This is a genomic window from Oerskovia sp. NPDC060287 (assembly GCF_042726775.1).
Lineage (GTDB): Bacteria > Actinomycetota > Actinomycetes > Actinomycetales > Cellulomonadaceae > Oerskovia > Oerskovia merdavium.
Genome location: NZ_JBHXBO010000015.1, coordinates 1 through 19,765, shown reverse-complemented (window position 1 = coordinate 19,765; position 19,765 = coordinate 1). Strand labels below are relative to the sequence as shown.

16 protein-coding genes and 1 riboswitch are annotated in these 19,765 nt (G+C 73.1%); of the genes, 9 read left to right on the top strand and 7 right to left on the bottom strand.

Going from position 1 to position 19,765, the window contains the following annotated elements; genetic code table 11:
* Positions 1-840, bottom strand: a complete 840-nt coding sequence (locus ACFWFR_RS02715) for a purine-nucleoside phosphorylase (RefSeq protein ID WP_377621022.1) — start codon at positions 838-840, stop codon at positions 1-3.
* 110 nt (positions 841-950) lie between these two features.
* On the opposite strand from ACFWFR_RS02715, the gene ACFWFR_RS02710 reads away from it, so the two are divergent.
* Positions 951-2,402 (top strand): NAD(P)H-quinone dehydrogenase, encoded by a 1,452-nt coding sequence (locus ACFWFR_RS02710; protein WP_377621020.1) that lies wholly within the window; start codon positions 951-953, stop codon positions 2,400-2,402.
* Positions 2,403-2,472: 70 nt separating this feature from the next.
* Here the strand turns inward: ACFWFR_RS02710 and ACFWFR_RS02705 are convergent, their stop codons facing one another.
* Positions 2,473-5,085, bottom strand: a complete 2,613-nt coding sequence (locus ACFWFR_RS02705) for an endonuclease/exonuclease/phosphatase family protein (protein ID WP_377621017.1) — start codon at positions 5,083-5,085, stop codon at positions 2,473-2,475.
* Positions 5,086-5,272: 187 nt separating this feature from the next.
* Here ACFWFR_RS02705 and ACFWFR_RS02700 point away from each other — a divergent pair, with 187 nt between their 5' ends.
* The 5 genes from ACFWFR_RS02700 to ACFWFR_RS02680 all read left to right on the top strand — a co-directional run bounded on the left by ACFWFR_RS02700 (position 5,273) and on the right by ACFWFR_RS02680 (position 11,926).
* Entirely contained in the window at positions 5,273-6,811 is a 1,539-nt protein-coding gene (locus tag ACFWFR_RS02700) for a CoA-acylating methylmalonate-semialdehyde dehydrogenase (RefSeq protein WP_377621015.1), read from the top strand.
* A gap of 92 nt (positions 6,812-6,903) precedes the next feature.
* Positions 6,904-8,274, top strand: a complete 1,371-nt coding sequence (locus ACFWFR_RS02695) for an aspartate aminotransferase family protein (RefSeq protein WP_377621012.1) — start codon at positions 6,904-6,906, stop codon at positions 8,272-8,274.
* A 123-nt stretch (positions 8,275-8,397) separates the two neighbouring features.
* On the top strand, positions 8,398-9,231 hold the full coding sequence (locus ACFWFR_RS02690) for a nitrilase-related carbon-nitrogen hydrolase (protein ID WP_191803681.1): 834 nt from the start codon (positions 8,398-8,400) through the stop codon (positions 9,229-9,231).
* Positions 9,232-9,321: 90 nt separating this feature from the next.
* Positions 9,322-10,788, top strand: coding sequence for a dihydropyrimidinase (hydA, locus tag ACFWFR_RS02685; protein ID WP_377621010.1), 1,467 nt, complete (start codon positions 9,322-9,324; stop codon positions 10,786-10,788).
* A 16-nt stretch (positions 10,789-10,804) separates the two neighbouring features.
* Positions 10,805-11,926 (top strand): TIGR03842 family LLM class F420-dependent oxidoreductase, encoded by a 1,122-nt coding sequence (locus ACFWFR_RS02680; RefSeq protein WP_377621008.1) that lies wholly within the window; start codon positions 10,805-10,807, stop codon positions 11,924-11,926.
* A 16-nt stretch (positions 11,927-11,942) separates the two neighbouring features.
* On the opposite strand, the gene efeB is transcribed toward ACFWFR_RS02680, so the two are convergent.
* Genes efeB through efeU form a run of 3 tightly spaced genes read right to left on the bottom strand, consistent with a single transcriptional unit; the run spans position 11,943 to position 15,467 of the window.
* Positions 11,943-13,361, bottom strand: coding sequence for an iron uptake transporter deferrochelatase/peroxidase subunit (efeB, locus tag ACFWFR_RS02675; protein ID WP_377621006.1), 1,419 nt, complete (start codon positions 13,359-13,361; stop codon positions 11,943-11,945).
* A gap of 13 nt (positions 13,362-13,374) precedes the next feature.
* Positions 13,375-14,595, bottom strand: a complete 1,221-nt coding sequence (efeO, locus tag ACFWFR_RS02670) for an iron uptake system protein EfeO (RefSeq protein ID WP_191803673.1) — start codon at positions 14,593-14,595, stop codon at positions 13,375-13,377.
* Positions 14,592-15,467, bottom strand: a complete 876-nt coding sequence (gene efeU / locus ACFWFR_RS02665) for an iron uptake transporter permease EfeU (RefSeq protein WP_377621004.1) — start codon at positions 15,465-15,467, stop codon at positions 14,592-14,594. The genes efeO and efeU overlap by 4 nt, the downstream gene beginning before the upstream one ends.
* A 240-nt stretch (positions 15,468-15,707) precedes the next feature.
* Positions 15,708-15,773, top strand: a riboswitch (guanidine-III (ykkC-III) riboswitch).
* Between the two features lie 13 nt (positions 15,774-15,786).
* Here efeU and ACFWFR_RS02660 point away from each other — a divergent pair.
* Together ACFWFR_RS02660 and ACFWFR_RS02655 are read left to right on the top strand one after the other, a co-directional pair.
* A complete protein-coding gene (locus ACFWFR_RS02660) occupies positions 15,787-16,101 on the top strand; it encodes a DMT family transporter (RefSeq protein WP_377617556.1) in 315 nt (104 codons plus the stop codon).
* Position 16,102: 1 nt separating this feature from the next.
* Positions 16,103-16,483 carry a DMT family transporter gene (locus ACFWFR_RS02655; protein WP_377617557.1) on the top strand — a complete coding sequence of 127 codons (381 nt, stop codon included), beginning with the start codon at positions 16,103-16,105 and terminating at the stop codon, positions 16,481-16,483.
* A 98-nt stretch (positions 16,484-16,581) separates the two neighbouring features.
* Here ACFWFR_RS02655 and ACFWFR_RS02650 read toward each other — a convergent pair whose 3' ends face one another.
* Positions 16,582-17,124, bottom strand: coding sequence for an NUDIX domain-containing protein (locus ACFWFR_RS02650; protein WP_377621002.1), 543 nt, complete (start codon positions 17,122-17,124; stop codon positions 16,582-16,584).
* A gap of 83 nt (positions 17,125-17,207) precedes the next feature.
* Complete coding sequence (locus ACFWFR_RS02645) at positions 17,208-18,446, bottom strand: benzoate/H(+) symporter BenE family transporter (RefSeq protein WP_377621001.1); 1,239 nt, start codon at positions 18,444-18,446, stop codon at positions 17,208-17,210.
* Positions 18,447-18,686: 240 nt separating this feature from the next.
* Between ACFWFR_RS02645 and ACFWFR_RS02640 the strand changes: the two genes are divergently transcribed.
* On the top strand, positions 18,687-19,765 hold a 1,079-nt coding region (locus tag ACFWFR_RS02640), incomplete at its 3' end, for an MFS transporter (protein ID WP_377620998.1).

Sequence of the window (19,765 nt, the reverse complement as noted above, 5' to 3'; positions counted from 1 at the left end):
TCACACCAACTTCGCGATCTGGGCGAGCAGGGAGCTGATCCGGGGGCCGGCAGCCTGGCCGGCCTCGATGACCTCGCCGTGCGAGAGCGGCGTGGGGCTGATCCCCGCGGCGAGGTTGGTCACGAGCGAGATGCCCAGCACCTCGAGCCCCGCGTGCCGTGCGGCGATGGCCTCGAGGGTGGTCGACATGCCCACCAGGTCCGCACCCAGGATCCCGGCCATGCGGACCTCGGCCGGGGTCTCGTAGTGCGGGCCGGGGAACTGCGCGTAGACGCCCTCGCCGAGCGACCCGTCGACCGTCCGGGCCAGGTCGCGCAGGCGCGGGGAGTATAGGTCGGTGAGGTCGACGAACGTGGCGCCCTCGAGCGGTGAGGTCGCGGTGAGGTTGATGTGGTCGCGGATGAGGACCGGGGTGCCCGGCCCGTGGTCCAGGTTCAGGCCACCGCAGCCGTTCGTGAGGATGACGGTCTGCGCGCCGGTCGCGGCAGCGGTCCGGACGCCGTGGACGACGTGGCGCACGCCCTTGCCCTCGTACAGGTGCGTGCGCGACCCGAGCACGAGCGCGTGGCGGACCGAGCCGTCGGCGCGCGCGATCCGGATCGAGCGGGTCGTGCCCACGTGCCCGGCCACGGCCGGCTTGGAGAAGCCGGGGATCTCGTTCGTGGGGATCTCCGCGACGACGTCGCCCAGGAGCTCGGCCGCGCCGCCCCAGCCGGACCCGAGCACGAGGGCCACGTCGTGCCCCTCGATCCCGGTGGCGTGGGCGATGTGGTCGGCAGCGGCGCGGGCCACGAGGAACGGGTCGGTGGTGGGGTCGTCGAGAGACAAGGTCGTCGTCATAGGACGAGGCTAGCCGTTCTTGGGCCTCGCGCCCCGCCGAAGGCCCACCCGGCGACCGGCTGACCGATCTGTCCGCATGCTGACACGGTGACCTCGGACTTCCTGACACAATGGCACCCGTGACGAACGAGAACAGTGACCTGCAGGCCAGCCGTATCGTGATCGTGGGCGGTGGTCCCGGAGGCTACGAAGCGGCCCTCGTCGCCCGCCGGCTCGGCGCGGACGTCACGGTGGTCGAGCGCCAGGGGCTCGGGGGAGCCGCGGTGCTCACCGACGTCGTCCCCTCCAAGACGCTCATCGCGACCGCCGACTGGATGACCATCGCGGACCGCGCAGCCGACCTCGGCATCCGCCTGCCCGTCGACACGGTCAAGGCCGCCCACCCGGCCATGCGTCGGCACATGGTGGACCTCGACGCCGTCAACACCCGAGTCATGGCGCTCGCGGCGGCCCAGTCGGCCGACATCCACGCACGCCTCGAGCGCGAGGGCGTGCGCGTGCTCCTCGGGGAGGGCCGCCTCGACGGGCCCACCCGCGTGCAGGTGACGCCGTCGGACGCCGACGAGCAGCCCGTCACGCTCGACGCGGACGTCGTCCTGCTCGCGCTCGGCGCGACGCCGCGCGTGCTGCCGACCGCCGTCCCGGACGGCGAGCGCATCCTCACGTGGACCCAGCTCTACAACCTCAAGGAGCTCCCCGAGCGCCTGATCGTCGTGGGCTCGGGGGTCACGGGGGCCGAGTTCGCGGGCGCCTACAACGCCCTGGGCTCCGACGTCGTGCTCGTCTCGAGCCGCGACCGCGTCCTGCCGGGTGAGGACGCCGACGCGGCCGAGCTCATCGAGGGCGTCTTCCGCTCGCGCGGCATGACGGTCATGTCGCGCTCGCGTGCCGAGGCCGCCGTGCGCACCGCGGACGGGGTCGAGGTCACGCTCGCCGACGGCCGGGTCGTCCAGGGCACCCACGTCCTGCTCGCGGTCGGCTCCATCCCCTCGACGCAGGGCATCGGGATCGAGGAGGCGGGGGTGCGCCTCACGCCGAGCGGGCACGTCCAGGTCGACAAGGTCTCGCGCACCTCGGTGCGGGGCATCTACGCGGCCGGTGACTGCACGGGCATCCTGCCGCTGGCCTCGGTCGCGGCGATGCAGGGCCGGGTCGCCATGTCGCACGCCCTGGGCGACGCCGTGAGTCCCATCAAGCTGCGCACGGTCGCGGCGAACATCTTCACGGCCCCCGAGATCGCGACCGTCGGGTACAGCGAGGAGAAGCTCAAGGAGCAGGGCTCCAAGTACGTGACCACGACCCTGCCCCTCGCCCGCAACCCGCGCGCCAAGATGCTCGGCATGCGCGACGGGTTCGTCAAGCTGTTCGCGCACCCCGAGGCCGGCGTCGTGCTCGGAGGCGTGGTCGTGGCACCGCGGGCCAGCGAGCTCGTCTTCCCCATCACGCTCGCGGTCGCGCACCGTCTCACGGTGGACGACGTGGCCGAGGCCTTCACGGTCTACCCGTCGCTGAGCGGGTCCATCGCCGAGGTGGCCCGCATGCTCCACCACCGCGAGGACTGAGCCGCCGCGAGAGCGGCGCCGGGCGCTCCGGGCGGGCGGCGCCGCGGCCCTCACGGCCGCGGCGCTGCCCCTACTCCTGCTCCGTTCCGACCGGCCGGACCACCGCGACGAGCGGGCGGTGGTCGGACCAGGCGGCGTCGAGCACCGTGACGCGCTGGAACTCCAGACCCGAGCCGAACACCCAGTCGATCCGGTAGGCCGGAGCGTCCGCAGGAGAGGTCAGGTCGCCGGGGTTCCCGACGTCGTCCTGCCCGCTGACGAGCCCGTGGGACTCGACGAGCTCGATCTCGTCCCAGCCGGGCTCGGCGTTGAGGTCTCCCGCCAGCAGGTACGGACCGGTCACGGGCTCGGCCGCGAACAGCGCGTCGAGCTGGTCGAGACGGGTCGGGGTGTTCGCCTCACGGTGCTGGAGGTGCACCGAGGCCACCCGGACGCCGTCGGGCCAGGTGGTGTCGTCGTCCACAGGGGTGAACGTCGCTGAGATCGTCGAGCGGTTCTGCGGTCCCGCGCCCAGCGGCAGGGCGAGACGCGCGACGTCGCTCGCCGCGACCACGTCGGGGTTCCAGAGGATCGCGTTGCCGAACTGACGGTCGGCAGCGCCCACGAACTCGACCTCCAGGCCCGTCTCCCGGGCGAGGTAGGACGCCATGTCCACGCCGCCCCCGAGCACCCAGCCGCGGGAGACCTCCTGGAGGGTCACGACCTGCGCGCCCGAGTCGCGGACGATCGCGACGACCTCGTCGAGGTCGACCGACGGCGTCGCGCTCACGCCGTAGTGCAGGTTCCAGTCGAGCACCGTGAGGCGCTGCTCGCGGTCGGCGACCGCGACGGGGCCCGCGCTCGTCGAGACGAGCACCGCGCCGGCGGCGGCCAGGGCCGCGACGGCCGCGGTGACGGGCAGGGAGATGCGCAGGCCCGGCGCGGGCGCGTGGGTGACGTCGGCCGCACGGCCGGTCGCCGCCCCTTCGCCCTCCACGACGTCGGCCGGGGCTCTGCGCGCGCGTCGCAGGCCCGCGACCGCCAGCACTGCCGCGACGGCGACCGGGACGGTCGCGTTGGGCACGGGCAGGGGGACGTCGTAGTCGAGCTGGTACACGAGCAGCGGCAGGATCAGGCCCAGCCCGACGGCGGAGCTCACCCCCGCCAGACGCGCCCACCCGAGCTCGTGGGCCGGTCGGGTCAGTGCGTGGCGCACCGCGTCGGTCGCTGTCGCCGCGAGCCCCACGACGCACACCAGCAGCGCCCAGCCGAGCGGCGACGAGACGTCCTGCGTGCGTCCTGGCACCAGGAACAGGACCGCGGTGAACGCGGGCAGCAGCACGAGCGAGACCCATCGGCCGGTCGTGGCCAGGGCGCGAGCGGCCGGGCTGCTCGTCCCGGCGACGCCCCAGAGCGGGAGCAGCCCGACGACCAGGGCCGTGGCGGCGACCGCCCCGCCGGCCACGGGCAGGGAGAGCCCGGTCTGCGACGCGACGAACGCGGGGTTGCCGAAGACCATGACGCCCAGCGCGAGGTAGGGGCCCAGCACCCACAGACCGCGCGATCCCGGGGTCGCGGGGTCACGACGCAGGAGCCAGGCAGCGACCACGCCCAACCCGCCGAGGAGGACCGGCGCGACCCAGCCGAGCAGGTCCGTGCGCCAGTACGCGTCCCACGTGCCGTGCAGCAGGCTGACACCGGCCGCGCCGAGGATCCCGAGACCGACGCCCATGGCGACCATCCGGCCGTTGGACGGACGGGCCGGGCCTGCGAGGTCACCGTCGAGGTCGGCCGTGGGGTCGGGCCGGGTGCCGCTCGCGAACCCCGCGACCAGGACGACGGTCGCGACCGCGAGCGCGGCACCCCCGAGGCCCAGGCCGTAGCGGGCGGTGCCGAGCCAGGAGCCCGACGCGGCCGCGATCCCGAGGCCCTGCAGGCCCAGGCGCCACACCACGAGCGCGACGACGGCCCCCACGACGACGCGCCCGTTCACGGGCAGGCGGGCCGCGACGATGGTCACGGCGAGGGCCGGGGCTGCGTAGGTGACCAACGCCGTGACCGCGGCCGTGACGACACCCGAGGTGAAGGCGTGGTCCAGCAGCGGCCCGCTCGCCCGGACCATCTCGACCGCGAGCGCGGTGACGACCGTGAGCAGCAGCAGCCTCGCCGCGTTGCCGCGTCCGAGGCTCGCCACCCGGCGTGCCGCGTGCGCGAGCTGGCGTCGCGTCGCGTGCGGAGCACTGCCAGAGGCGGTGGGTGCGTCCGGCAGTGCAGGAGAGTCCGCTCCCGGGGCGTCGGGGGAGTGCGCAGGCGGTGCCTCGACGAGGGTCGGGGACTCTGCCGAGGGCCCCACCGGCTCGCTCGGCCCCGTCCCGGCGGTCTCGACGGTCGGCGCGAAGCGTGCGTCGGTCCGCGAGGGCGAGGGCGAGGGCGAGGGCGACCTGACGGGGTGCGGGGATTCGGCGCGCGGGTGGGACGGAGCCGCCGCGACCTGCTCGATCGCCGCGGTGTGCGGGGCACGGTGCACCGTGCTGTCGGCCCTGCGGGCCAGGTCGGCGAGCTCTGCTGCACGCTCGGCGGCGCGACGTTCTGCCCGGGTCAGGGGCGTCGACGGCTCGTCCCGCGAGGCGTCCGCGGTGGGGGGAGCGGTCGAGGTCGGCGGGTCGTCCGGGAGGTCGGTGCGCGTGCGGTGGTCGTCGGTCACGGCCCGACCGTACTAGGGACCGCTGACGCCGCGGCGGGGGACGCGCGACGTTCACGGGTCGCTCACCCGCTCCCCCGCCTCTACTGTGATGCGCATCACAGAATGTGGGCGATCGTGCCACACTGAGAAGCAGTCGTCGACGACCCGGGCCGCCGCTCACCGAGCCACGCCCGGGAGGGAGGCCAGCATGACGAGCACCGTCCCCGCCCCGCACGACGGGGTGGTCGGCCACGTCGTCGGGGGCAGCCCCGTGCGGGAGGCCGAGAGGTTCGGACCGGTCCACGACCCCGCCACAGGGCACGTCACGGCTCGCGTCGCCCTGGCCTCCGTGGACGACGTCGACCGGGCCGTCGCCGCGGCGCTCGCGGCCTTCCCCGGCTGGGCCTCGACGGGCCTGTCCCGGCGGGTCGAGATCCTCTTCGCGTTCCACGAGCTCCTGCGCACGCACCGCGACGAGATCGCGCACCTGGTCTCGGCCGAGCACGGCAAGGTCGTGAGCGACGCCGAGGGCGAGGTCTCGCGCGCGCTCGAGAACGTCGAGTTCGCCGCGGGGATCCCGCACCTGCTCAAGGGCGGGTTCAGCCAGCAGGTCGCCACGGGCGTGGACGTCCACGAGGTCAAGCAGCCGCTGGGCGTCATGGCGGGCATCACACCGTTCAACTTTCCGGCCATGGTGCCGCTGTGGATGATCCCGACGGCGATCGCGTGCGGCAACACGTTCGTCCTCAAACCGAGCGAGCGTGACCCCTCGGTCTCCCTCCTGCTCGTTCGCCTCCTCGCGCAGGCAGGACTTCCCGACGGCGTCGTCAACGTGGTGCAGGGTGACCGGGTCGCGGTCGACCGGCTCCTGGAGCACCCCGACGTCGCGGCGGTCAGCTTCGTCGGCTCGACGCCCGTCGCGCGGCACGTCTACGAGACGGGTACGCGTCACGGCAAGCGGGTCCAGGCCCTGGGCGGGGCGAAGAACCACCTGGTCGTGCTGCCCGACGCCGAGCTCGACGCCGCGGCCGACGCGGCGGTCTCGGCGGGGTACGGGTCAGCAGGTGAGCGGTGCATGGCGATCTCGGTCGTGGTCGCGGTCGGCGAGATCGGCGACCGGCTGGTCGAGGCGATCCGCACGCGCGTGGCGGGTCTCGTCGTCGGGCCGGGGAACGACCCCACCTCCCAGATGGGCCCCCTCATCACGGCCGAGCACCGCGACCGTGTCGCGGCGCGCGTGCAGAGCGCGCTCGACGAGGGCGCGAGCCTCGTCGTGGACGGACGCGCGGGGCCACCCGTGACCGCCGGGGCCGACGGCGTGGACCTGAGCGGGGGGTTCTTCCTGCGCCCGAGCCTGGTCGACCACGTGCGGCCCGAGCACACCGTGTACCGCGAGGAGGTGTTCGGCCCCGTGCTCTCGGTCGTCCGCGTCGAGTCGTTCGACGACGCGCTGCGGCTCGTCAACGAGAACCCCTACGGCAACGGGGCGGCGCTCTTCACGCGCGACGGCGGTGCGGCCCGACGCTTCGAGGTCGAGGCGCAGGCCGGGATGATCGGGATCAACGTCCCCATCCCCGTGCCGGTCGGCTACTACTCGTTCGGGGGGTGGAAGGGCTCGCTGTTCGGCGACTCGCACATCTACGGACCCGAGGCCATCCACTTCTCGACGCGGACCAAGGTCGTGACGTCGCGGTGGCCCGACCCGGCGACGAGCGCGATCGACCTCGGCTTCCCCCGGAACAGGTGACGACCGATGACTTCACAGGACGGCCGGAGGAGACACGTGACCGCGCGACCCGACGCGGGGACCGGGCGGCCGACCGGACGGAGGGCCGGCGCATGACCCACGAGTCGACGAGCGCGGGGCGGCGTGACCGCGAGGACGCCCACGTCTTCTACTCCTGGTCGGCCCAGGAGCTGATCCACCCCGTGACGATCGCGGGCGGAGAGGGCGCCTGGTTCTGGGACACCGACGGGCGCCGCTACCTGGACTTCGCGTCACAGCTGATCAACCTCAACCTCGGGCACCAGCACCCCGCGCTCGTGGGCGCGATCCAGGAGCAGGCCGGACGGCTCGCGACCGTCGCCCCGTCGTTCGCGAACCCGGTGCGCAGCGAGCTCGCGCGGCTCGTCGTCGAGCGTGCGCCGGGAGGTGCCGCCGGCGGGCTGGACCGGGTCTTCTTCACCAACGGCGGGGCCGACGCGGTCGAGAACGCCGTCCGCCTGGCGCGGCGCCACACGGGACGCCAGAAGGTCCTGGCGGCCTACCGCTCGTACCACGGGAACACGGGCACGGCCGTGACGGCCACGGGGGACCCGCGGCGGTGGCCCAACGAGGTGGACCCCGGCGTGCGGCACTTCTTCGGGCCCTACACCTACCGCTCGGCGTTCGGCGCCGCGGACGACGCCGAGGAGTGCGTGGCGGCGCTGCGCCACCTGCGCGAGGTCGTCGAGCTCGAGGGCCCCGGGACGATCGCGGCGATCCTGCTCGAGACGGTCGTGGGGACCAACGGTGTGCTCGTCCCGCCCGACGGCTACCTCGCAGGCGTGCGTGAGCTGTGCGACGAGCACGGCATCCTGTACGTCGCCGACGAGGTCATGGTCGGGTTCGGACGCGTGGGCGAGTGGTTCGCGGTCGACCGCTGGGGGGTCGTGCCCGACCTCGTGGTCTTCGCCAAGGGCGTGAACTCGGGGTACGTGCCGCTCGGCGGCGTCATCATCTCGGAGCGGGTCGCCGCGAGCTTCGACCACGTCGCGTTCCCCGGCGGCCTGACCTACTCGGGACACCCGCTCGCGTGCGCCCCGGGCGTCGCGAGCATCCGGGTCTTCGAGGAGCAGGGGATCCTCGACCGCGTCCGCACCCTGGGCGAGAAGGTGATCGGGGCGCGCCTGCAGGAGATGGCCGCTCGGCACCCGAGCGTGGGGGAGGTGCGCGGGCTCGGTTTCCTGTGGGCGATCGAGCTCGTCCGCGACCCTGCCACCCGCGAGCGCCTCGTGCCCTTCCAGGGGACGGCGGCCCAGAACGCGCCCATGGCCCAGGTCGTCGCGGCCGTGACCGCGGGCGGCGTCTGGCCCTTCCCCCAGGTCAACCGGCTGCACCTCGCCCCGCCGCTCGTGACGTCGGTCGAGGACCTCGAGCACGGCCTCGACGTGGTCGACGCGGCGCTCGACGTCGCCGACCGGTACGTCGTCGAGGCCTCACCCACCTGACCCTCCTGACCTGCCGCTCCGCGCCACCGTCCCGACCCGACCCGCGGGAGCACCACCCGCAGGAACCCCACCGCACCAGCCGACCCAGCAGCCCCAGCAGCCCCACAGACCCGAGGAGAACCCATGATCGTGCGAGCCGCCCTCACCCAGGTCCGCTGGACCGGCGACCAGGAGTCCATGCTCGCGGCCCACGAGACGTTCACGCGCCAGGCCGCGGACCAGGGTGCCCAGGTCATCTGCTTCCAGGAGGTGTTCAACGCGCCCTACTTCCCCCAGGTCGAGGACGCCGCGTTCTACTCCTACGCCGAGCAGGTGCCGGGCCCCACGACCGAGCGTTTCGCGGCCCTCGCCAAGGAGCTGGGCATCGTGATCGTCCTGCCGGTGTACGAGCTCGAGCAGCCCGGGATCCTCTACAACACCGCGGCCGTGATCGACGCCGACGGCAGCTACCTCGGCAAGTACCGCAAGACCCACATCCCGCACCTGCCAGGGTTCTGGGAGAAGTTCTACTTCCGCCCCGGCAACCTCGGCTACCCGGTCTTCGACACCGCGGTCGGGCGGATCGGGGTCTACATCTGCTACGACCGGCACTTCCCCGAGGGCTGGCGGGCCCTGGGGCTCGCGGGAGCGACCATCGTCTTCAACCCGAGCGCCACGAGCCGAGGCCTGTCGAACTACCTGTGGAAGCTCGAGCAGCCCGCGGCGGCCGTGGCCAACGAGTACTACGTCGGGGCCATCAACCGGGTCGGGTTCGAGGAGCTCGGGTCGAACGACTTCTACGGCACGAGCTACTTCGTGAGCCCGGAGGGGGCGTTCGTGGGCGAGACCGCCGACGCCTACGAGGAGGAGCTCGTGGTCCGCGACCTCGACCTCGACGTGCTGACCGAGGTCCGCAACCGCTGGCAGTTCTACCGCGACCGCCGCCCCGACGCCTACGGCCCGTTGACGGCGCCCTGAGCCGCCGCCGAGCCGGCGCCGCGCCGGCGCCGCGTCAGCCCGGAGCCGGCCCCGACAGGAGGACCGACCGACGAACGAGAGGACCGCACCATGGCACTGACCCTCATCACGGGAGGCACCGTCGTCGGGCCCACCGGGCGCTCACGCGCCGACGTCCTGCTCGACGGCGAGCAGGTCGCCGCGCTGGTGCGCCCGGGCGACACGACGCTCGGGGTGGACCTCGCCTCGGTCGCCGAGACCGTGGTCGACGCGACCGGCAAGTACGTGATCCCGGGCGCCGTGGACCCGCACACCCACATGGAGCTGCCGTTCGGCGGCACGGCCGCCTCGGACACGTTCGAGACCGGGACGCGCGCCGCGGCCTGGGGAGGCACGACGACGATCGTCGACTTCGCGGTCCAGCGCACCGGCGAACGGGTCCAGGACTCGCTCGCCGCCTGGTTCGCCAAGGCCGAGGGGAACTGCGCGATCGACTACGGCTTCCACCAGATCCTCGGCGGCGTCGACGACGACTCGCTCAGGGCCATGGACGAGCTCGTGACCGAGGGCATCACGAGCTTCAAGCTCTTCATGGCCTACCCCGGGGTCTTCTACAGCGACGACGGACAGATCCTGCGTGCCATGCAGAAGGCGGCGACCAACGGTTCGATGGTCATGATGCACGCCGAGAACGGCATCGCGATCGACGTCCTGGTGCGCCAGGCGATCGACCGCGGCGACACGGCCCCGTACTTCCACGGCACCACGCGCCCGTGGGAGACCGAGGAGGAGGCCACGCACCGCGCGATCATGCTCGCGCGGCTCGCCGGTGCCCCGCTCTACGTGGTGCACATGTCGGCCAAGCAGGCCGTCGCCACGCTCGCCCGCGCCCGCGACGACGGCTGGAACGTGTTCGGCGAGACGTGCCCGCAGTACCTGTACCTGTCGCTCGAGGAACAGCTCGGAGCCAGGAGCGAGGAGTGGGGCGACTTCGAGGGTGCCAAGTGGGTCTGCTCGACCCCGCTGCGCTCGCGGGCCGAGGGCCACCAGGACGAGCTGTGGCGCTACCTGCGCACGGGCGACCTGTCCGTGGTGAGCACCGACCACTGCCCGTTCTGCATGAAGGAGCAGAAGGAGCTCGGGCTCGGCGACTTCTCCAAGATCCCCAACGGGATCGGCGGCGTCGAGCACCGCCTCGACCTCGTCTACCAGGGCGTGGTCGACGGGAAGATCTCGCTCGAGCGCTGGGTCGAGCTGTGCTGCACGACGCCGGCGCGCATGTTCGGGCTGGGTGACCGCAAGGGCGTGCTCACCCCGGGGGCCGACGCCGACGTCGTGGTGTACGACCCCGCCGGGCACACGTCGATCGGGTACACCGCGGACGCGGACACGGCGCACGGGAAGCGCAAGACCCACCACATGAACATGGACCACTCCGCCTGGGAGGGTTTCGAGATCGACGGGCACGTCGACGTCGTGATCTCGCGCGGCAAGGTCCTGGTCTCGGACGGCGAGTACCACGGGCACCCCGGGCACGGGCAGTACCTGCGCCGCAGCACCTCGGCGTACCTCCGATGACGAGCAGGAGCCAGCCATGACCGCGACCGGCACGGCCGACCGCCTCGACCTGGGCGTCGTCCTGCAGACCAACCCGCCCGCGTGGCGCGTCGTCGACCTCGCGCGGCGCGCAGAGCTCCACGGGTTCAGCCACGTGTGGACGTTCGACTCCCACCTCCTCTGGCAGGAGCCGTTCGTCATCTACTCCCAGATCCTGTCCGCGACCCACCGCGTGACCGTCGGTCCCATGGTCACCAACCCCGCGACGCGCGACGTGACCGTGACCGCCTCGCTCTTCGCGACCCTCAACGACATGTTCGGCAACCGCACGGTCTGCGGGATCGGCCGCGGGGACTCCGCGGTCCGGGTGACCAACGGCAAGCCCGTGACCCTCGCCGAGCTGCGGGCAGCCGTCACGACCGTCCGGGGGCTCGCCGGCGGGCAGTCCGTCGAGTACCACGGCTCGACCCTGCACCTGCCCTGGGCCCCGGACAGCCGCACCCCCGTGTGGGTAGCGGCCTACGGCCCGCGCGCGCTGGCGCTCGCGGGCGAGGTCGGGGACGGCTTCATCCTCCAGCTCGCCGACCCGGACATCGTGGCCTGGTCGATCGACGCGGTGCGCCAGGCCGCCGAGCGGGCCGGCCGCGACCCTGCCGAGGTGACCATCTGCGTGGCCGCACCCGCGTACGTGACGGACGAGACGCCGTCGGGCACGGGCGGGGACGGGCCCGTGAACAGGGGAGGGCGGTCGCTCGCCCACGCCTACGACCAGTGCCGCTGGTTCGGCGGCATGGTCGGCAACCACGTCGCGGAGATCGTCGCGCGCTACGGGGCGGGGGAGGGCACGGGGACGGGCGGCGACGGGCCGAGCATCCCGCGCGCCCTGACCGACTTCGTCGCCGGGCGGGTCGACTACGACTACAACGAGCACGGGCGCGCAGGGAACACGCACACCGCGTTCGTGAGCGACGAGATCCTGGACCGGTTCTGCCTGGTCGGGCCGCCCGAGCGGCACGTCGAGCGGCTGCTCGAGCTCAAGGCGCTCGGCGTCGACCAGTTCGCGCTCTACCTCCAGCACGACGCGAACGACGAGACGCTCCAGGCCTACGGCGAGCTGGTCCGTCCCGCGGTCCAGGAGGCGGGCCGGGTCCGGGAGTGAGTCCCCGACCGGTGGGTCAGGCGAACAGCTCCTGACCCACGAACGCTCCCTGGGCGCCGCCCAGCGTGGCGCCCTCGGCGACCCCGCGCGGCACGGCCCAGATCCCGGAGCCCGTGTGCCGCAGGTACTCGCTCATGAGGTCGTGCTTGGCGAGGGCGTTCTGCATCGGCACGTACTGGGTCGCCGGGTCACGCACGTACGCGAGGAAGAACAGCCCCGCGTCGAGCCTGCCCAGCCCGTCCGAGCCGTCGGTGTAGTTGTAGCCGCGCCGCAGCATGCGCGCGCCGCCGTTGCTCGTGGGGTGCGCGAGGCGCACGTGGGACGCCGGGTCGATGAGCGGGACGCCCCCGCGGCCCGCGGCCTCGAAGTCGGGCTCGGTGCGCTCCTCGCCGCCGGACAGCGGCGCCCCCGAGCCCTTGGTGCGCCCCACGATGGTCTCCTGCTCACGCAGGGGCGCGCGGTCCCACGTCTCGATCGTCATGCGGATGCGGCGCGCGACCAGGTACGAGCCGCCCGCGAGCCAGTCGGCCCCGTCGCCCGGCGCGACCCACACGTGCTCGTCGATCGCCGAGGACTCCTCGGACGTGATGTTGGCCGTGCCGTCCTTGAAGCCGAACAGGTTGCGGGGCGTGGGCTGAGCGGTCGTGGTCGACGACGTGCGCCCGTAGCCGAGCTGGCTCCAGCGCACCGACGCGGTGCCGAACGCGATGCGCGCGAGGTTGCGGATCGCGTGGACCGCGACCTGCGGGTCGTTCGCGCACGCCTGGACGGCGAGGTCTCCGCCGCAGCGTGCGTCCTCGAGCATGTCGCCCGGGAAGTGCGGCAGGTCCGCGAGGAGGTCGGGCTTGCGCCCGGCGAGGCCGAACCGGGCCGACCCGTCGGCCGCCGTGAAGAACGAGGGACCGAACCCGAACGTGATCGTCAGCCCGGAGGCCGGCAGGCCCTCGGCCTCGCCCGTGTCGTCCGGCGGCGCGTCGTACGGGCCCGACATGGGTCCGAACTCCCCGGCGGGCAGGCCCTGCGTCATGCGCGAGGCCGCGAGCGTCCACGCGCGCAGCAGCGCGACCACCTCGTCGCGGTCCTGGGTCGTGACGTCCCAGGTCGCGAAGTGCAGGCTGTCCTGGACCGGGGTCGTGATCCCGGCCTGGTGCTCGCCCGTGAACGCGAACGCGCCGTCGCCCTCGGCAGGACCTGCGCTCGGCGCGGTGTCCCGCGCCGAGGCGGTCGCGCTCCCGGCGAGGAAGCCTCCCGCGAGCCCCGCCCCGGCCAGCCCGACGCCGGCCATCCCCAGGACGGCTCGCCGCGAGATGCGGCGCGCCTCCCGGGTCGGCTCGGTCGGTCGCGTGGGGTCACCGGGTCCGGTGGTCCCACGGGGTGCGTCGGGCCCCTCGAGGGCGGAGGAGCCGGCGTCGGGCTGGTCTGGAGCGGTCGTCATGGTGCGTCGGTCCTCAGAGCACCACGGCGGCGGTGAGCTGCGAGAGCGGCTCGCTCAGCGAGTCGACGGCCTGCGAGAGCGCCTTGACCTGCTCGGGCGTGAGGTCGGTGTAGAGCACGAACCCGTCGCCCTGCTTCTGCTCGTCGAGCAGGCCCTGGAGGGTCGCGAAGCGCTCGTCGAGCGTCGTGGCGAGCTCCTCGTCCTTGGCCGAGACCACGTCGCGCAGACCGTCGTAGGCGACCTTGGCGCCGTCGACGTTGGCCTGGAAGTCCCACAGGTCGGTGTGCGACCAGATCTCCTCCTCGCCCGTGACCTTGCCCGTCGCGACCTCGTCGAGCAGGCCCTTGGCGCCGTTGCCGATCGCGGGCGCGTCGATGCCGTCCGCGAACGACGCCTCGTGCGTGCGGTCGAAGAGCTCCTGGGTGTCGGCGAGGAGCTGGTCGGCGTACTGCGTGCGCTGCTCGGGGGTCAGGGCCACGTAGGTCTCACCGTCGTTGGCCTCGGGCGCGGGCTGCCACAGGTCCTTCTCGAGCAGGTGCCAGCCGGTCCACTCCTGACCCTCCTCGAGGTCGGCCTCGCGCAGGTCCATCTTGGGGTCGAGGTCGCCGAACGACTCGGCCACGGGCTCGATGCGCTCCCAGTGCACGCGCACGGGGGCGTAGAGGGCCTGGGCGGCCTCGTCGTCGCCCGCCTTGTACGCGGCCACGAACTCCTGGGTGCCCTCGAGGAGCTGCTCGGTCTGGTCCTTGACGTACGCGACGTAGTTGGTCGAGGCCAGGGCGATCTGGTCGGCGACCGCACCCGTGGGCTCGATGTCCTTGCCCGAGTCGGTCACGGTGAAGTCGGAGCGGATGCCGTCGCCGATCATGCCGGGCTTGCACGCGGTCACGTACTCGCCGGGCTTGGCCGTGAGCACCAGGTCGCGGCTGATGCCAGGACCGATGTTCTCGACCTCGGACACGATCCGCAGGCCGTCCTCGGCGAGCAGGTAGAACTCGGTCACGTCGTCGCCCGTGTTGGTCACGGTGAAGACGATGTTGCCCGACGGTGCCTCGGCGGCCGAGAGCGTGCACGCGTCGGCCGACGAGTCGACCGTGAGCTTCGCGGAGCCGGCGGCCGAGCCGTCCGAGCCGGCGGGGGCCGGGTCGTTGGGCGTGCACGCGGCGAGGAGCGGGACGAGAAGAGCGGCAGCGAGCAGCGGCGCTGCGGCGTGGGTGGCCCGTGAGCGGGTCATCGGTTTCCTCCGGGAGTCGTGACGGTGGTTGCCGGGGTGCTGGCCTGCGCGGGGGCACTGCTGCGAGGCGCGCTGAACCAGACGGTCCGGACGAAGAAGAACAGCGTGGGGACGAGGTAGAGCCACCAGGCGGCGAGCTCGAGCCAGGTGGTCGCGGGGGAGAAGTTGAAGACGCCCTTGAGGACCGTGCCGTACCAGCTCGACGGCGGGATCTGCGCGCTGACGTCGAACGCCAGGTTGTGCAGCCCGGGCAGGATGCCGGCCTCCTGGAGGTCGTGCACGCCGTAGGAGAGGACCCCCGCGGCCACCACGACGAGGAAGAGCCCGGTCCAGGCGAAGAAGACCCGCAGGTTGAGCCTGACGGCGCCCTTGTAGACGGCCCAGCCGAGCAGGACGGCCACGGCCAGGCCGAGCACGGCCCCGAGCAGGGGCTTGGTCGTGGTGCCCGTGGCCTGGGCGCCCGCCCACAGGAAGAGCGCGGTCTCGAGGCCCTCGCGCCCGACGGCGAGCAGCGCCATGACGACCACGGCCCACCTCCCGGCGGCGACGGCGTCGTCGAGCTTGTGCTGCAGGTCGGTCTTGAGGTGCCGGGCCGTCTTGCCCATCCAGAAGATCATCCACGTGATGAGGCCGACCGCGACGATCGAGAGCGTGCCGCCGATGGCCTCCTGGGCCTCGAACGTCAGCCCCTGCGGTCCGTAGGTCAGGGCCGCGCCGAACCCGATCGAGACGGCCACGGCGATGCCGACTCCGAGCCAGAGGAAGGGGAGCAGGTCGCGCCGACCGGTCTTGACGAGGTAGGCGACGAGGATGCTGACGACGAGCGCGGCCTCGAGGCCTTCACGCAGGCCGATGAGAAAGTTGGCGAACACGGGAGTCCTTCGACGGGTCGCGGGGCGGTGAGCCCGGGAGCCGGAGGCCGGGGCGACCGGTGGCCGCAGCGGTGGCGCCCCCGCTCTGGAACGCGGGTCCCAGTTTGGTAAGGCTTGCCTTCCTCCGCGAGAACAGTACTCCCGTCGCCGGGTCGTCGACACCCGTGCCCACGTGAGCCGTCCCACACGGACGGGGAGCCGCCCCCTGGCCGGGGCGCCTCGATCTTGGTACGATGGTCCCAAGTTCCTCCGACGAGGGACGCGCGGACGAGGGAGCAGTACCCGCACGGACAAGACTGACTCAGAGGGGTTACTTGTCATGGCTTGGGTTGTCCTCGTCCTCTCCGGGATGCTGGAGGCCGTCTGGGCGACGGCGCTGTCCGCCTCGGAGAACTTCACGCGCAAGCGACCGACCGTCGTCTTCGCCGTCTCCCTGATCCTGAGCATGGTCGGTCTCGCGTGGGCCATGACCTCGCTGCCCACGGGCACCGCCTACGCGGTGTGGGTCGGCATCGGCGCCACGCTCACGGTCGTCTGGGGATTCTTCACCGGGTCCGAGACCTTCACCTGGCTGCGCGGACTGCTCCTGGTCCTGCTCGTCGGGTCCGTGGTCGGCCTCAAGGTGGTGAGCTGACGTGCCGTGGATCGTCCTGCTCGTCAGCGCCGTCTTCGAGGCCGTCTGGGCCACGGCCCTCGGCAAGTCCGACGGGTTCTCCCAGCTCGTCCCGTCGATCGTGTTCTTCGTCGCGCTCGCCGTCAGCATGGGCGGGCTCGGCTGGGCCGTGAAGCACATCCCGATCGGCACCGCCTACGCGGTGTGGGTCGGGATCGGTGCGGCCCTGACCGTGTCCTACGCGATCCTGACGGGCGACGAGTCCGCCTCGGTCGGCAAGGTCGTCTTCATCGCGGGCATCATCGCCGCGGTCGTGGGGCTCAAGCTCGTCCCGCACGGGCCCGCGAAGGACCCCGCGCCGACTGAGGTCGAGGGCGCCCCGACCGACCGGTCGGACCGCTAGCGACCACGCGGCGAACGGCCCGTGGCCACCCTCGGACGTCGAGGGCCGGCCACGGGCCGTTCTCGCGCCCGGAGCACGCCGTGCGGGGGCCGTCCTCGTCAGCGGACCTCCGCGAACCGCCCCACGAGCTCGGGCCACGCGTCCCGGAACGCGTCCAGCAGGGGGAGCGAGAGCACGTCCTCGACCGCGACCCACGCGATCTCGAGGCTCTCGGCGTCGGTGGCGCGCGCCTCGAGGTGAGCACCCGGCACGACCTCCGCGAGCACGGTCGTGTACCGCCACGGCCCGTGGTCCAGGACCCGGTCGCCCACGATGCTCACGAGGGCGGGGTCCACCCCGGCCTCCTCGTGGGCCTCGCGCAGCGCGCCCTGCTCGGGGGTCTCGTCGGGGTGGATCGCGCCGCCGGGTACACCCCACGTGCCGCCCTGGTCGCTCCAGGTCGCCCGGTGCTGGAGCAGGACGTGGCTCACCCGTCCGTCCTCGCCGCGGCGCGCGACGAGCAGGCCCGCGGCTCCCGCGAGCCCCCAGTGCCGCCTGCCGCACGTGCACTCGACCCACCCGTCCCCGGGCTGGAGGTGTCGAGGGGCGCGGGGGGCGTCGGTCGAGGTGGACGGAGGTGCGGGCTCGGTCGGGATCGTCACGGTCCCACCCTGCCATCCGGCGGGCCGGACGGGACAGTGCGCGGCCTGGGTGACCACGTCGTGGACAGGAGCCCGCACGGGGCTCACGTCGCGCGGCGACGCCGGCCGACCGTGAGCACCCCGTACGCGGCGAGCCCCACCACGACCCCCCAGAACGCCGAGCCGACGTGGGCGACCACGATCCCCGAGGTCGTGACGACGAGCGTCAGCACCGCTGCTTCGAGGGCCGCGGGGGACGGGCTCGTACCGGGCGTCGAGGCCGCGGGGGCGAAGGTTCCCGCGAGGGCGCTCGTGAGCGCGCCGACCAGCGCGACACCCGCGACGGTCGTGACCAGGGCCGCCGGGACGGCGTGGAAGAGGCCGACCAGGCTCCCCGCGAACGTCCCCACGACCAGGTACCCGACCCCGCACGCGACCCCCGCGACGTAGCGGCGCGTGCGGTCCTCGTGCGCCTCCGGGCCCGTGCAGATGCCCGCGGTGATCGCGGCCAGGTTGATGCCGTGCGCGCCGAACGGCGCCAGGAAGGCCCAGGCCGCGGCGGTCCCGCCGACCAGCAGCCGGCTGTTCGGGCGGTAGCCGCTCGCACGCAGCATCTCCAGACCCGGGCCGTTCTGGGCGCTGAGCGTCACGAGCAGGAGCGGGACGGAGATCCCGACGACCGCGCCCAGGTCGAGCGTCGGGGTGGTCCACTCGGGGACGGCCAGGGCGAGCGCGGTCGTCGAGCGCGAGACGTCGCCCGCGACGAGCGCCGCCACGACCCCGGCGAGCAGCGCCGCCAGCACGGCGTAGCGCGGTGCGAGGCGGCGCACCACGACGAACGCGACGGCGACGCTCGCCCCGATCACCGGCGAGCCGACCGCGCTCACGACCGCACCCAGGACGAACGGGAGCAGGACCCCCGCGAGCAGCGCCGAGAGGATCTGGGGCGGGACCGCCGCCAGGAGCCTGCCGAACACGCCGCTCGCACCGAGCGCGAGCGCCGCCACCGCCGCGACGAGGTAGGCGCCCACGACGTCCGAGAACTCGAAGTCTCCCAGCGTGCCGAGCAGCAGGGCCGCCCCGGGCGTCGACCAGGCCGTGATGACCGGCTGGCGGGTCAGCAGGCTCAGGACCACGCCCGTCAGTCCGCTGCCGATCGAGACGGCCCACAGCCAGGAGGTCGTCTGGGCCGTCGTGAGACCACCGTCGTGCGCGGCCTGCAGGATGATGAGGGACGGTCCGGCGAACGAGACCATGACCGCGACCAGGCCCGCGACCACGGCCGAGACCGACGCGGCGCGCACCGGGCCGGGGGACGGTGCCGGTCCCGTGAGCAGGTCCACGGTCCGGGAGGGTGTGGCGCGGGGGCTCCTGGCAGGAGGCGGCGAGGGTGGGGCGGACGTCACGGGCCCACCCTGCCACCGCAGTGACCTCGTGCGCGGGAACCGGGCGGGGAGACGGCCGTGCGACCTTCAGGCCGGCGTGACCCGAGGCATCGGTGGTGCCGGAGGACAAGGTCCCGGACGGGGCGGCGGACCCCGAATTCGGTGGACGCGCGGCCCCGTGCCCCGCACCATGGACGGGTGAGTCATCCCGAGCCGAACATCGTGTCCGACCCGACCGCAGAGGATGCCTCGACAGGCGCCGACGCCAGGCCCTCCTACACCCCTGAGTCCAGCGACCCCGCGGCCGTCCCCAACGGTCCCGCGAGCCTGCCCGAGGCCGCGGACCAGGCGGAGCCCACCGACCCGTCCGGCCCGTCCCGCCCTTCCGGAGCGACCCCGACGGACGACGAGGCCGACAAGCCGCGCTGGCGCCGTGACGCCACGATCTTCCTGGGCGGGCAGACCGTCTCCCTGTTCGGGTCGATGCTCGTGCAGTACGCGATCATGTGGCACCTGACCCTCGAGACCAAGTCCGGTGGTGTGCTCGCCCTGGCCGCGGTGTTCGGCTTCCTGCCGCAGGCGGTCGTGTCGATCTTCGGCGGGGTCTGGGCGGACCGGCTCAACCGCAAGTTCCTCATCATCGCGGCCGACGCCTCGATCGCGGTCACGACCCTCGCGCTCGCGCTGCTCATGCTCTCGGGCAGCGACGACCTGTGGTTCATCTACGCCGCCCTCGCGATCCGCTCGGTCGGCGCGGGGATCCAGATGCCCGCGGTGTCCTCGCTCCTCCCGCAGCTCGTCCCGGTGAGCAAGCTCATGCGGGTCAACGGCATCAACGGGTCGATCCAGTCGGCCATGACGTTGCTCGCCCCCGCGGTCGCGGCGGGCGTCTACGCGAGCGCCTCGATCGTCGCGATCTTCTTCGTCGACGTCGTCACTGCCGTGATCGGGATCGGCCTCCTGGCGCTGATCCCCGTGACCAAGGTGCTGCGCACCGACGTGGGCGCGGGCGAGAAGGTCGGGTACTTCGACGACCTCGTGGGCGGCCTGCGCTACCTGCGCGGCCACACCTTCGTGCGCTGGGTCCTGGGCCTCTACGCGGTCGTGTTCCTGCTGATCGTGGCCCCGTCCTACCTCACGCCGCTCATGGTCGTGCGGACGTTCGGCGAAGAGGTCTGGAAGCTCACGGCCAACGAGCTCGCGTTCTCGTTCGGCGCGATCGTCGGCGGCGTGCTGCTCGCCACCTGGGGCGGGCTCAAGAACCGGGTCGCGATGAT